The following is a 231-nucleotide window of genomic DNA, read 5'->3' as shown; positions in this document are numbered from 1 at the left end:
AGAATAGCTAAGCGTTTCGTTACAAAAAGAAATAGTGCCAGCTGTCGGTTTTAAAATACCATTTAAATGTTGAAATAACGTAGATTTACCTGCGCCATTGTGACCAAGCAGGGCAATTTTTTTCCCCTTTGGTATTTGCAAAGTAATATCTGTTAAAGCTCTAGGGCCGTCTGCATAAGCATAAGATAAATGTTGAAGATCAAAATATAGCTCAGTCATGAGAAATACCTC

At 36.4% G+C, this 231-nt stretch carries 1 protein-coding gene; it reads right to left on the bottom strand.

Annotated features, from left to right (window positions below; all coding sequences use genetic code 11):
* The coding region (locus SB660_RS24215; RefSeq protein WP_410585193.1) for an ATP-binding cassette domain-containing protein at nt 1–219 on the bottom strand (219 nt) is incomplete at its 3' end.
* Nucleotides 220–231: the final 12 nt, after the last annotated feature.

It is taken from the genome of Bacillus sp. SIMBA_005 (assembly GCF_046535585.1).
Taxonomy (GTDB): domain Bacteria; phylum Bacillota; class Bacilli; order Bacillales; family Bacillaceae; genus Bacillus; species Bacillus pumilus.
Note: the sequence above shows the minus strand (reverse complement) of the source record. Positions and strands in the feature narration are given on the sequence as shown.